At 71.9% G+C, this 12,358-nt stretch carries 12 protein-coding genes; 2 read left to right on the top strand and 10 right to left on the bottom strand.

The window, feature by feature from the left end; all coding sequences use genetic code 11:
• Positions 1–10 precede the first annotated feature (10 nt).
• Complete coding sequence (locus DEJ28_RS11945; protein ID WP_111114846.1) at positions 11–724, bottom strand: response regulator transcription factor; 714 nt, start codon at positions 722–724, stop codon at positions 11–13.
• Positions 725–857: 133 nt separating this feature from the next.
• Positions 858–2,117, bottom strand: a complete 1,260-nt coding sequence (locus DEJ28_RS11950) for a class I SAM-dependent RNA methyltransferase (protein ID WP_111114845.1) — start codon at positions 2,115–2,117, stop codon at positions 858–860.
• 14 nt (positions 2,118–2,131) lie between these two features.
• Here DEJ28_RS11950 and DEJ28_RS11955 point away from each other — a divergent pair, with 14 nt between their 5' ends.
• Complete coding sequence (locus DEJ28_RS11955) at positions 2,132–2,947, top strand: Maf family protein (protein ID WP_111114844.1); 816 nt, start codon at positions 2,132–2,134, stop codon at positions 2,945–2,947.
• Between the two features lie 79 nt (positions 2,948–3,026).
• Positions 3,027–4,805, top strand: coding sequence for an acetyl/propionyl/methylcrotonyl-CoA carboxylase subunit alpha (locus tag DEJ28_RS11960; RefSeq protein ID WP_111114843.1), 1,779 nt, complete (start codon positions 3,027–3,029; stop codon positions 4,803–4,805).
• A 102-nt stretch (positions 4,806–4,907) separates the two neighbouring features.
• On the opposite strand, the gene DEJ28_RS11965 is transcribed toward DEJ28_RS11960, so the two are convergent.
• The 8 genes from DEJ28_RS11965 to DEJ28_RS12000 form a co-directional block, all read right to left on the bottom strand.
• A complete protein-coding gene (locus DEJ28_RS11965; protein ID WP_284180743.1) occupies positions 4,908–5,849 on the bottom strand; it encodes a hypothetical protein in 942 nt (313 codons plus the stop codon).
• 220 nt (positions 5,850–6,069) lie between these two features.
• Positions 6,070–7,746, bottom strand: coding sequence for a phospho-sugar mutase (locus DEJ28_RS11970; protein ID WP_111114841.1), 1,677 nt, complete (start codon positions 7,744–7,746; stop codon positions 6,070–6,072).
• Positions 7,743–8,570 carry a purine-nucleoside phosphorylase gene (locus DEJ28_RS11975; protein ID WP_111114840.1) on the bottom strand — a complete coding sequence of 276 codons (828 nt, stop codon included), beginning with the start codon at positions 8,568–8,570 and terminating at the stop codon, positions 7,743–7,745. The genes DEJ28_RS11970 and DEJ28_RS11975 overlap by 4 nt, the downstream gene beginning before the upstream one ends.
• Before the next feature lie 28 nt (positions 8,571–8,598).
• Positions 8,599–8,877 (bottom strand): PTS sugar transporter subunit IIB, encoded by a 279-nt coding sequence (locus DEJ28_RS11980; protein ID WP_111114839.1) that lies wholly within the window; start codon positions 8,875–8,877, stop codon positions 8,599–8,601.
• Positions 8,874–9,320 (bottom strand): PTS sugar transporter subunit IIA, encoded by a 447-nt coding sequence (locus tag DEJ28_RS11985; RefSeq protein ID WP_111114838.1) that lies wholly within the window; start codon positions 9,318–9,320, stop codon positions 8,874–8,876. Before DEJ28_RS11985 ends, DEJ28_RS11980 begins: the two co-directional genes overlap by 4 nt.
• Before the next feature lie 3 nt (positions 9,321–9,323).
• Positions 9,324–10,436 carry an adenosine deaminase gene (locus tag DEJ28_RS11990; protein ID WP_111114837.1) on the bottom strand — a complete coding sequence of 371 codons (1,113 nt, stop codon included), beginning with the start codon at positions 10,434–10,436 and terminating at the stop codon, positions 9,324–9,326.
• 121 nt (positions 10,437–10,557) lie between these two features.
• Complete coding sequence (locus DEJ28_RS11995) at positions 10,558–11,847, bottom strand: thymidine phosphorylase (RefSeq protein WP_111114836.1); 1,290 nt, start codon at positions 11,845–11,847, stop codon at positions 10,558–10,560.
• A gap of 4 nt (positions 11,848–11,851) precedes the next feature.
• Complete coding sequence (locus tag DEJ28_RS12000) at positions 11,852–12,331, bottom strand: cytidine deaminase (protein WP_111114835.1); 480 nt, start codon at positions 12,329–12,331, stop codon at positions 11,852–11,854.
• Positions 12,332–12,358 lie beyond the last annotated feature (27 nt).

Raw genomic sequence — 12,358 nt, forward strand, 5'->3', positions numbered from 1 at the left:
GCCATGCTGCTCAGCGACCGTCGCCGTCGGGGTCGATGCCCGAGTCGAGCCCCGGGAGGATCCCGTCCTCCACCGCACGCCGGAGGAGGTCGACCTTCGTCGGAGCCGGACGACCGACCTCGACGTACTTCACACGAATCCGGTCGAGGTACTCCCGCGCCGTCGAGTACCCGATGCCGAGCTGCTGCGCGGCGAGCTTGAGCGGCAGGCCCGAGGCGTAGAGGTGGAGGATCTCGCGCTCACGTCGGCCGAGCTGCGCCTTCGCGAACTCGCGGTCGGCGTCGATCGCGCTCGCCCACTCGAGGTTGTTGAGCACGTCGCCGCGTGCGACGGTCGCGACGGCCGCCATCACGGTCTTCGTCGCGGAGGACTTCGGGATCACACCGGCTGCCCCGGCGGCGAGTGCCTCGCGGACGTTCGCGACGCGGTCGGCGATCGAGTGCACGAGGACCGCGGAACCGGTGCCCTGCACACCCTTCACGTTCGCGGTCACGGTCGAGCCGTCGCCGAGCGACAGGTCGAGGACGACGACGTCGACCTCACGCCCGTCGAGGTGCTCGATGTAGTCCGGCACGCTCGCGGCGGTGAGGACCACCTCGAACCCCTCGTTCTGGCACGCAGCCTGGATCCCGAGTCGCACGGACTCGTGGTCGTCGACGATCGCGACACGGACGGGCTTGGTCGCCTGTTCGGTCGCTCCGGTGGTGGTCGTGTCGTTTGCCACGGTGGCCTCTCTCGTCGATGCGCACCCCCGGCCCCTGAAACCGGGGAGCCATCACCGACCAAGGATACCCAGGTCGGACTCAGGCAGCGGCGCGGATCGGTCGCGACACGGCGAACCCGACCCGCGACCACCGTCAGCCGACGGGCACCAGGCGCGCCACGGCCTCCAGGTGGTGGGTGTGCGGGAAGAGGTCGAACGCGCGCAGTGCCTCCAGGCGGTACCCGAGGTCCGCGAAGGTCGCGACGTCGCGGGCCAACGCGACCGGGTCGCAGGCGACGTAGACGACCTGTGCGGGCTGGAGCGCGGCGATCTGCACGACGCCTTCGCGGCCGGCGCCGGAGCGCGGCGGGTCGAGCACGATCGTGCCGGCGCGGTACCGCTGCCGTTCCGACGGCGACAGGGTGGCGGCGGTCCGCTGCAGCCAGCGGTCGACGCGGCCGGTCTCGGCGCGCGCGCCGATCCACTCGACGAGGTTCTCCTGCGCGTGCTCGGTGGCGCGGGGCGCGCTCTCGACGCTGGTGAGCCGCGCCTTCGGTCCGACGAGGTCGCCGAGTGCGGCGGCGAGCAGGCCGACGCCGCCGTAGAGGTCGAGGTGCTGGCCCTCGGGGTCGAGCCGGTCCCGGTCGACGAGGTCCTGCACGGCCGCGGTGAGCACGGCCGGCGCGGCGCGGTGCACCTGCCAGAAGCCGTTGTCGTCGACGGCGAACGAGCGCTCCCCGACGACCTCGGTGACGACGGTGGGCTTCTGCTCGTCGATGACGAGGCGGGCCCCTTCGGAGCCGCTCGGCGCCAGGACGTCGACGACGGACGCACCGGGCATCAGGCCGCGGCCGAGGGGTGCGCTGTCCTGCACGACGCGGCTCGCGAGCGGGAGCGACGTGACCGGCACGACGGTGTGCGAGCGGGCCGCGAAGGGTCCGGCGGTACCGGACTCGTCGACGTGCAGCCGGACGCGGGTGCGCCAGCCGAGGCCGTTCGCCGCGTCGTCGCCGGGCGCCGCCTCGACGAGGACGTCGTGGCCGAGCACCTCCGCGAGGTCGGTGTGGGCGAACCGCGCGAACGAGTCCACCAGGACGTCGTGCTTCAGGGTGCGCTGGTGTGCGAGGGCGATGTGCCCGAACTCGGCGCCGCCGGGGCGGACGTCGGGGTCGCGGTCGAGTGCCGCCTCGGGCCAGACGTGGTCGACGCGGTGCTCGCTCGGCGTCTCGACCGAGACCGTGTCGGCGCGCCAGAACGACTTCTTGCGGTCCTCCGTCACCCGGGCCACGACCCGCTCGCCGGGCACCGCGTCCGACACGAACACCACCCGCCCCTCGTGCCGTGCGACCGAGATCCCGCCGTGGGCGATCCCGGTGACGTCGAGTTCGAGCAGCGTTCCGACCGATTCACCCATGGTTCGATGTTCCCATGCGTCTGTACCTTGCGAGTACCTCCCCCGCCCGCCGAGCCCTCCTCGCCCAGTCCGGGATCGAGCCGGTGCACGTCGCGCCGGGGGTCGACGAGGATGCTGCGGTCGCCGCCGTGGCGTCGGCCCTCGGTCGGGACCTGACCGGTCCGGAGCTCGTCGCGATGCTCGCGATCGAGAAGGCGGCTGCGGTCGCGGACGCACCGCTCGCGGACGACGCTGCTGCTCCGGCTGCCGGCGCGCCGATCGACGGGTTCGTGTTCGGCGGGGACTCTGCGTTCGAGGTCGACGGCGTCCTGTACGGCAAGCCCCACGACCCCGCCGTGGCCCGCGACCGGTGGCGGCAGATGCTCGCCGCCGGCGGCGGCACGCTGTGGAGCGGACACTGCGTGATCGACCGGCGCCGCGCCCTGGACACGACCGACGACCGGCCTGGAGGCGCGGGGCGGGCCCGCACCGCGCCTCCAGTCCGCACCGTGGACGCGTCGGGCGGCGGGCCGCTCGGCCTGGCCGGCTCCGTCGCGGACGTCGCGCCCGGCGGATCGGGGCTCGTCGCCGACGGCGACCGCGTCGTCGCGGTCGACAGCGCGGTGCTCACCTTCGCCGAGGACATGTCGCCCGAGGAGATCGACGCGTACGTCGCGACGGGTGAACCGCTCGAGGTCGCCGGGGCCTTCACCATCGACGGCCGGGCCGCCGCGTACATCACCCGGATCGACGGCGCCCCCTCCGCCGTCGTCGGGTTGTCGCTGCCGGTCCTCCGTTCGATGCTGTTGCGGGGCTTCGGCATCGCCTGGCACGACCTCTGGGCACTGTAGACAACCGCACCTGTTCCGGGTGGTTCTTTGTGGGTGCCATTCAATTCACACCCCCGCCGCACGAATACGCTGATGTGTCATGCCCCGTATCAGCAAGGTCCTCATCGCGAACCGCGGCGAGATCGCCGTCCGCATCATCCGCGCGGCCCGCGACGCAGGCAAGGCATCGGTCGCGGTCTACGCCGACCAGGACCGTGACGCCCTCCACGCTCGCCTCGCTGACGAGGCCTACGCGCTGAACGGCACCACGAGCGCCGACACCTACCTCGTCATCGACAAGATCATCTCGGTCGCCAGGCGATCCGGCGCCGACGCCGTGCACCCCGGGTACGGGTTCCTCGCCGAGAACGCCGACTTCGCCCGCGCCGTCATCGACGCCGGGCTCACCTGGATCGGCCCGTCGCCCGAGTCGATCGAGCGCCTGGGCGACAAGGTGTCCGCGCGCCACGTCGCCGAGAAGGTCGGCGCACCGCTCGCGCCGGGCACCATCGAGCCCGTGCAGGACGTCTCCGAGGTCGTCGACTTCGTCGACCAGGTCGGTCTGCCCGTCGCGATCAAGGCGGCGTTCGGCGGTGGCGGTCGTGGTCTGAAGGTCGTCCGCGACCGTGCCTCGGTCGAGGAGCTCTTCGAGTCCGCCACGCGTGAGGCGATCGCCGCGTTCGGTCGGGGCGAGTGCTTCGTCGAGAAGTACCTGGACAAGCCGCGCCACGTCGAGACCCAGTGCCTGGCGGACGAGCACGGCAACGTCGTCGTGGTCTCCACCCGCGACTGCTCCCTGCAGCGTCGTCACCAGAAGCTCGTCGAGGAAGCCCCGGCGCCCTACCTGACGCCCGAGCAGCAGACCGCGCTGTACGAGTCGTCGAAGGCGATCCTCCGCGAGGTCGGCTACGTCGGTGCCGGCACCTGCGAGTTCCTCATCGGCGCCGACGGCACCGTGTCCTTCCTCGAGGTGAACACCCGCCTGCAGGTCGAGCACTGCGTGTCCGAGGAGGTCACCGGCATCGACCTCGTGCGCGAGCAGTTCCGCATCGCCGAGGGCGGCGTGCTCGACTACGCCGACCCGACGCCGCGCGGGCACTCGTTCGAGTTCCGCATCAACGGCGAGGACCCGGGTCGCAACTTCTTCCCGGCGCCCGGCCCCGTGCACGCGTTCAACGCACCGTCCGGCCCCGGCGTCAGGGTCGACTCCGGTGTCGTCTCCGGCGACGTCGTGTCCGGATCGTTCGACTCGATGCTCGCGAAGCTCATCGTCACCGGTGCCACGCGCGCCGAAGCGCTCGAGCGTTCGCGCCGTGCGCTGGCCGAGTTCGAGGTGACGGGGCTGCCGACCGTGCTGCCCTTCCACCGCGCGGTCGTGTCCGACCCGGCGTTCGCCACGTCCGACGAGACGCCGTTCAGCATCTACACGCAGTGGATCGAGACCGAGTTCCAGAACGACATCCCGGCGTGGAGCGGCTCCCCCGAGGAACTCCCGGAGCCGGCGGCGCGCGACTCGGTCGTCGTCGAGGTGCAGGGCAAGCGCATCGAGGTCACCATGCCGTCGATCGTCGGAGGCGGCGCTGCCGGTGCCGCCGGTCGTCGTCCGGCCGGCCCCACCGCTCCCCCGAAGCGCCGCGCCTCGGGCGTCCGCGGCGGGCTGGCGTCGTCCGGTTCGGTCACGTCGCCGATGCAGGCCACCGTGGTGAAGCTCGCGGTCGCCGAGGGTGACACCGTGGTGAAGGGCGACCTGCTCGTCGTGCTCGAGGCCATGAAGATGGAGCAGCCCGTGCAGGCCCCGCGCGACGGCGTCGTCACCGGGCTGAACGCCCCCGTCGGTCAGACGGTCTCGTCCGGGCACGTGTTGCTCGAGCTGGCGTAGGCCCCCGGGCGGGCGCATCGCACAACCAAAGTCACCGCGAACCGCGTCTTTGCGCGATTCACGGTGAGTTTCGTTGTGCGCCGGCCCACCCACCATTGCGGGTCAGCGCATGTGGACGAACGAGCGAGGAACGATCGGAAGGCCAACGCTCCGCAGCACACCCCGGAGCGCGTCCGCGTCGTGTGCCTCTCGCCAGCCGAATCGTCCGAGCGCTCGGACGTCGGGATGCCGACGAAGGCGGTCTTCTCGACGTTTCTCGGCCACGACGACGTCGGCCGCTGTCGAACCGGCAGCGCGCAGTGCTGGGTCGAGGTACTTCGCGCGACCGTCGAACTCAAGGACGATCCCCTGCTCGGGGTACCAGAAGTCCACGCGCCCGATGAGGCCCGCTGCGTCGCGGAACTCCTGCTGGAGGACGGGCCGCGGTGCACCCAGCTCGTCGAGCGCGACCCTTCCGATCGACTCACCCGGCGACCCGCTCGCAGGATCAGCGAGCTCGATGGCGGTCAGCGCTCTGCGACGGCCGTGCACGGCGTTCCGCTGCTCGACTTCGCCGGTCAGTTCGCGGGAGGTGAGCCCGATCTGCATGGCGGCGTCCAGCGCCGGAACCGAGACCCGCAGCTCGTAGGAGATGGCCAGGTCAGCGGCCGTCGTGACGAGGTCCGTGAGCAGTCGTCCGTTCGCGACCATGGAGTCCGTGCGGAGCGTTCGGCCGGCGCCCGGACGCTTCCGGACGTGTGCGAGCCCCTGGGAAGTCGTCCGCCGGGGATCGATGACGTCGACCGTCTCGGGGAACTCACCAGACCAGGGCAACCCGTGCAGGGCCGCGGCCGAAGCATGTGAGACTACGAGACGGTCGTGGACGGCCTTGATGCGAGCGATGTGCCGCTCCCCCGGAGTCGCACGGCGCCACTCATCCGCGTCGACGAAGCGTCCCGGAACCAGTCGGACGAGGGTTCCTGCATCTGCGCGCTGACGAAGCGTTCGTCCACGGCGACCACTCGGGTCCGCTCGGCCACCGGTGATGATCGTGAGTCGCGCCATGCCCGGATCATCTCGGGCTGCGCTTCGAGATCTGCCGCTCGCCGGCCCGGATGTGGATGGAGCAGCACGGAACGCTCCATGTGGAGGAGAGCGCGCAGTGCCGTCGCACAACGAAAGTCGCCCCGAGCCGCGCGAATGCGTGGTTCGGGGCGACTTTGGTTGTGCGACGTGCGCGGGAGCGTGCGCGGCGAGCGCGTGCGCCGCGCGGGCGGGACGCGCCCTACGAGACGAGGGGGCGCACGGCCGCGGCGAGGGCGTCGACGAGCGACTGGGCCTCGGCGGGGGTGGACGCCACCGTGTCGATGTAGACCTTCACCTTGGGCTCGGTGCCGCTCGGGCGGACGATCACGCGCGCCTCGCCGGTCAGGTCGTAGCGCAGGATGTCCGACGGCGGGAAGCCCTCGACCCCGTCGAGGTAGTCCGTCGTGGACACGACGGACAGGTCGCCGAGCGACGACGGCGGCGACGTGCGCAACGACTGCATGATCGTGCCGATGCGGCTGAGGTCGTCCACGCGGGTCGAGACCTGCCCGGAGGCGAACGCGCCGAACTCCGCGGCGAAGGCGTCGAGGTGGTCGGCGATCGTCGAACCGGCAGCCGCGAGCTCGTCGGCAAGGGACAGCAGGTCGAGCGCCGCCGAGATGCCGTCCTTGTCGCGGACGACCGACGGGTCGACCAGGTAGCCGAGCGCCTCCTCGTAGCCGAACAGCAGGTCCGGCACGCGCGACACCCACTTGAAGCCGGTCAGGGTGTCCCGGTACTCCAGGCCGTGACGGGCGGCGACGCGCGAGAGCGCCGGCGACGACACGATCGACGCTGCGAGGGTGCCGGTGACCCCGGCCGCGACGGCACGGGTCGCAGCACGCCACCCGAGCAACCAGCCCACCTCGTTGCCGGACAGCCGACGGAACGACGGCGCGTCCGACCCGGACACGACCGGGATCGCGAGCGCCAGCCGGTCGGCGTCGGGGTCGTTCGCGATGACGAGGTCCGCCCCGACCGCGATCCCGCGGGCGATCGACAGGTCCATCGCCCCCGGCTCCTCGGGGTTCGGGAACGACACGGTCGGGAAGGCCCCGTCCGGCTCGATCTGCTCCGGCACCACCACCGGCGGAGCGAACCCGGCTGCGGCGAACACCGCGCGCGCGGTCTCCCACCCGACGCCGTGCATGGCCGTGTACACGACCTTCGGCTGCGCATCCGGTGCGAGTACCGGCGCGGGCACGGTCGCGGCCGTGGCGGCCACGTACGCGTCGAGGAGGGCCGACGTGGCGACGGTGTAGTCGGTGGCGCGCGGCAGGTCGGTGATCGACCCGGCAGCGACGGCGTCGATGGCCGTGGCGATCTCGCCGTCGACCGGCGGCACGATCTGGGAGCCCTCGTCCTCACCGCCGAGGTAGACCTTGTAGCCGTTGTCCCGCGGCGGGTTGTGGCTCGCCGTGACCATGACGCCCGCGCCGACCCCGAGGTGCCGCACCGCGAACGCGAGCACGGGCGTGGGGAGCGCCGACGGCAGCAGGGTGACCTCGAGCCCGAGGCCGCGCATCACCTCGGCGGAGTCGCGGGCGAAGACGTCGGAGTTGACCCGGCCGTCGTAGCCGATGACGACACTCTGCTGTCGCCCGGTGTCGATGAGGAAGCGCGCGAGCCCCGCCGCCGCCTGCGTGACGACGACCCGGTTCATCCGGAGCGGCCCGTACCCGAGCTCGGCGCGGAGTCCGGCCGTGCCGAACGCCAGGCGACCGGAGAAGCGGGCGGCGAGCGCCTGCACCTCGGGCCCGGAACCGTCGGCAGCCGCGGCGATCGCGGCCTCGAGCTCCGACCGGGTGACGGGGTCGGGGTCCTGCGCGAGCCAGGAACGAGCCGTCGTCAGCAGGGCGTCGAGCGCGATCTTCACAGTGCCGCCACCACGCGGGCGAGCAGGTCCGCGAGGACCGGCTCGGCCTGCTTGCCGGCCTCGAGCACCTCGGTGTGCGACAGCGGGGTCTTCTGGATGCCCGCGGCGAGGTTCGTGATGAGCGAGAAGCCGAGGACCTCCATGCCGGCCTGACGCGCGGCGATGGCCTCGAGTGCCGTGGACATGCCGACGATGTGGCCGCCGATGACCTTCGCCATCTGGACCTCTGCCGGGGTCTCGTAGTGCGGGCCGCGGAACTGCGTGTAGACGCCCTCGTCGAGCGACGGGTCGACGCCGTGGGCGACCGCGCGCAGCCGGGAGGAGTACAGGTCGGTCAGGTCGACGAACGTCGCGCCCTCGAGCGGGCTGTCCGCCGTGAGGTTGATGTGGTCGCTGATGAGGACCGGAGTACCCGGCGTCCAGTGCTCCTTGATGCCACCGGCACCGTTCGTGAGGACCATGATCGAGGCGCCGGTCGCGGCCGCGGTCCGGACGCTGTGCACGACCCGACGGACGCCGTGGCCCTCGTAGTAGTGCGTGCGTGCTCCGATGACGAGCGCGTGGCGGCCGTCGGGCATGCGGATGGAACGAACCGTGCCCGAGTGTCCGGGGACGGCCGATGCGCTGAAGCCGGGGACGTCCGACGCGGGGATCTCGGACACCGTCTCACCGACGAGGTCCGCCGCCTTGCCCCAGCCGGAGCCGAGGGTCAGGGCGATGTCGTGGCGCTCGATGCCGGACCGGTCGGCGATGACTGCGGCGGCGGCGCGCGCGACCTCGAAGGGGTCGGCGGCGGGGTCGTTCAGCGGGTTCTCCGTGCTCATGCCCCAACTCTAAAGGGCGGCTGAGCGCTCAGTGCTCCCCGAGCGCCCGGTCCACCGCCGCCGTGATCTCACCCTGGTCGAAGTGGTTCCGGATGACGATGACCTCGGCGTAGGTCTCCCCGATCGCCTCGACGAACTCCTGGCTGGTGAGGATGACGTTCGCGTCGTCGGACACCTTCTGCACCGATGCCACGTCCGCCGCCACGACCGACGCCGTCAGCCCCAGCGTGGCGAGCGCCTTCTCGGCGTTCACCTTGAGGATCGCGCTCGCACCGATCCCGGCACCGCAGATGGTCACGATCTTCACGCTGACACTCCCATGATGGCGCGGACCTCGTCCGCCGTCGTGGCCGCCGCGAGCCGTCCGGTCACGGTGGCGTCGTTGAACAGGTTGGCGATCTCGCCGATGGACTCGAGGTGTGTCCCGACCCCGGCCACCGCGAGCCCGAGCACGACCCGGACGGGGTCGTTGTGCGGGTGCCCGAACGCGACCGGCGACGCGAGCGTCACGACGGACAACCCGTCACGGAGGACCGCCGGCCCCGGTCGGGCGTGCGCGAACGCGAGCCCCGGGGAGATGACGATGTACGGTCCGTGCTCGTCCACCAGGGCGATCATGGCCTCGGTGTAGGGGTCGGTGGTCGCCCCAGAAGCGACGAGGGCACCGCCGGCCAGCCGGAGCGCCTCGCGCCACGAGGACGCGGAGGCCCCGAGCACGACGGCGTCGTCCGGCAGTGGCGGCAACGGCATGCGTCAGGCCTCCTGGTGCCCGGCCGTGATCGTGGCGATGATCTCCTCGCGGTCCTCGAGCGGCAGGAACGAGCCGAGGGCCGCGTTGATCTGGAACGCCGCGAGGTCGTCGAGGTCGTAGCCGAAGGTGCCGGCCAGCAGCGCCAGTTCGCGCGTCAGCGAGGTGCCGCTCATGAGGCGGTTGTCGGTGTTCACCGTGACGCGGAACCCGAGCTGGTAGAGCACGTCGAACGGGTGGTCGGCGAGGTCGTCGCCCCACGCCGCGACGGCACCGGTCTGCAGGTTCGACGAGGGCGAGACCTCGAGCGGGATCTCACGGTCGCGCACCCAGGCCGCGACCTCGCCGAGGGAAGCGAGCGTCGAACCGTCGCCGGCGTCGGAGAGGGTGACGTCCTCGAAGATGCGGACGCCGTGGCCGAGGCGCAGCGCACGGCCGTCGACGAGCGCGGAACGGATCGATGCGAGCCCGTCCGCCTCGCCCGCGTGGACGGTGACGGGGAAGAGCTCGGAGGCGAGGTAGTCGAAGGCGGCACGGTGGTTCGACGCCGGGAACCCGGCCTCGGCACCGGCGATGTCGAAGCCGACGACGCCACGGTCGCGGTGACGGACGGCGAGTTCGGCGATCTCGAGGGACCGGTCGGCGTGGCGCATGGCGGTGACGAGCTGTCCGACGCGGATGCGTCCGTCGGCGGCGTCGACCGCTTCCTCGATGCCGGCCTGCACGGCCTCGACCGTCTCGTCGAGCGTGAGCCCGCCCTGCAGGTGCTGCTCGGGCGCCCAGCGGATCTCGCCGTAGACGACGCCGTCCGTGACGAGGTCCTCGACGAACTCGCGGCCGACCCGGCGGAGCTGCTCGGCCGTCTGCATCACCGAGGTGGTGACGTCGAACGTCTTGAGGTACTCGACGAGCGAGCCGGAGTTCGACTGGTCGGCGAACCACTGCCCGAGCTCGGCCGGGTCGGTGGTCGGCAGCGTCACGCCGGACTCTGCCGCGAGCTCGATGATCGTCGCCGGACGGAGGCCACCGTCGAGGTGGTCGTGCAGCGAGACCTTCGGCAGGTCGTTGATGACCGCTCCGGCGTCGGGCAGGCGGTGGGTCGTGGCGTCGGCGCTCATGCCCCCAGGCTATCGGTGGTCACCGACCACGCGCAGGCACCTGTGCACAACAGACGCGTCGGCTGACTGGAGGCTCCCCACAGGGACCCGACGGGCGGTCGCGCCCGCAGGGTGGCCGGGTTCAGGACGTGATGCGCTCCCGCACGATCGGCCCGCGGTCCGGCGCCGCGTCGCCGATCGACCACGCCCCCTCGAGCGACTCCAGCGCCCGCGGGATCCGCGACGCGTCGTCGGTGTGCAGCGTCCAGAGCGGCTGCCCCTCGGTGACGGTGTCGCCCGGCTTGACGTGCAGCTCGATGCCGGCCCCGGCCTGCACCGGGTCCTGCGCGCGCGCACGCCCGGCACCGAGGCGCCAGGCGGAGATGCCGAACGGCAGTGCCTCCTGGGTCGCGAGCACGCCCGACGACGGCGCGGTGACGACGTGCTGTTCGCGCGCCACCGGCAGCGTGGCGTCGGGGTCGCCGCCCTGCGCCTCGATCATCCGTCGCCATGTGTCCATCGCCCGGCCGTCGGCGAGTGCCGCAGCGGGGTCGGCGTCGGGCATCCCGGCGAGCCGGAGCATCTCCGACGCGAGCGAGAGGGTCAGCGAGACGACGTCGGCCGGGCCACCGCCTTCGAGGACCGAGACCGACTCGCGGACCTCGAGGGCGTTGCCGATCGTCAGGCCGAGCGGGACCTCCATGTCGGTGAGGAGCGCCGAGGTGGCGACGCCGGCGTCGTTCCCGAGGTCCACCATCGTCTGCGCGAGCTCACGGGACGCCTCGTACGACGGCATGAACGCGCCCGAGCCGAACTTCACGTCGAGGACGAGCGCCCCCGTGCCCTCGGCGATCTTCTTCGACATGATGCTCGACGCGATGAGGGGGATGCACTCGACCGTGCCGGTGATGTCGCGGAGCGCGTACAGCTTCTTGTCCGCTGGGGCCAGCCCGGACCCGGCCGCGCAGATGACCGCGCCGACGTCCTGCAGCACCTGCAGCATGCGGTCGTTCGAGATGGACGCCTGCCACCCGGGGATCGACTCGAGCTTGTCGAGCGTCCCGCCGGTGTGGCCGAGCCCGCGCCCGGACAGCTGCGGGACGGCGACGCCGAACGACGCCACGAGGGGTGCCAGCGGCAGGGTGATCTTGTCGCCGACGCCGCCGGTCGAGTGCTTGTCGACCGTGGTCTTGCCGAGCGAGCCGAACGACATCCGCTCCCCCGACGCGATCATCGCGAGCGTGAGGTCCTTGATCTCGCGCCGCTCCATGCCGTTGAGGAAGATCGCCATGGCCATCGCCGCCATCTGCGGGTCCTCGACGTAGCCGCGCGTGTACGCGTCGACGAGCCAGTCGACCTCGGCGGTGCTCAGTGCGCCGCCGGAGCGCTTCGTGCGGATGAGGTCGACGGTGTCGAAGGGCTCGACGGCCATGTGATCAGTGCTCCTGCTGGTAGGTGACGAGGGTGCGCGGCCCGAACGCGTCCGGCAGGACCTCGTCGATGGTGCGGATGCCGGAGACGGTCTCGAGGAGCATCCCCTCGGCCGAGTGCTCGAACAGCAGTTGACGGCAGCGCCCGCACGGCATCAGGGTCGCCCCGTCGCCGTCGACGCACGCGAAGGCCACGAGCTTCCCGCCGCCGGTCATGTGCAACTGCGAGACGAGCGAGCACTCGGCGCACAGCGTCACCCCGTACGACGCGTTCTCGACGTTGCAGCCGGAGACGATCCGGCCGTCGTCGGTGAGCGCCGCAGCGCCCACCGGGAACGACGAGTACGGCACGTAGGCGTGTCGCATCGCGGCGGTCGCTGCGGTCCGCAGGGCGGTCCAGTCCACATCGGACGGGAGGCGCGGGGCGGCGTCCGCCCCGGCGGTGGCGGTGACCGCCTGGTCACCCGAAGCGTGCGTGTCGGTCATGTGCCGTGCCTCCAGGCCGTGGTCGTG

This window comes from Curtobacterium sp. MCPF17_002 (assembly GCF_003234115.2).
In the GTDB taxonomy this organism is placed as follows: Bacteria; Actinomycetota; Actinomycetes; order Actinomycetales; family Microbacteriaceae; genus Curtobacterium.

Coding starts and splice junctions, on each gene's coding strand:
- DEJ28_RS11975 (WP_111114840.1), bottom strand. CDS start 8,570: ATGAGCACGGAGAACCCGCTGAACGACCCCGCCGCCGACCCCTTCGAG.
- DEJ28_RS11990 (WP_111114837.1), bottom strand. CDS start 10,436: ATGAGCGCCGACGCCACGACCCACCGCCTGCCCGACGCCGGAGCGGTC.
- DEJ28_RS11950 (WP_111114845.1), bottom strand. CDS start 2,117: ATGGGTGAATCGGTCGGAACGCTGCTCGAACTCGACGTCACCGGGATC.
- DEJ28_RS11995 (WP_111114836.1), bottom strand. CDS start 11,847: ATGGCCGTCGAGCCCTTCGACACCGTCGACCTCATCCGCACGAAGCGC.
- DEJ28_RS11955 (WP_111114844.1), top strand. CDS start 2,132: ATGCGTCTGTACCTTGCGAGTACCTCCCCCGCCCGCCGAGCCCTCCTC.
- DEJ28_RS12000 (WP_111114835.1), bottom strand. CDS start 12,331: ATGACCGACACGCACGCTTCGGGTGACCAGGCGGTCACCGCCACCGCC.
- DEJ28_RS11960 (WP_111114843.1), top strand. CDS start 3,027: ATGCCCCGTATCAGCAAGGTCCTCATCGCGAACCGCGGCGAGATCGCC.
- DEJ28_RS11985 (WP_111114838.1), bottom strand. CDS start 9,320: ATGCCGTTGCCGCCACTGCCGGACGACGCCGTCGTGCTCGGGGCCTCC.
- DEJ28_RS11965 (WP_284180743.1), bottom strand. CDS start 5,849: ATGGCGCGACTCACGATCATCACCGGTGGCCGAGCGGACCCGAGTGGT.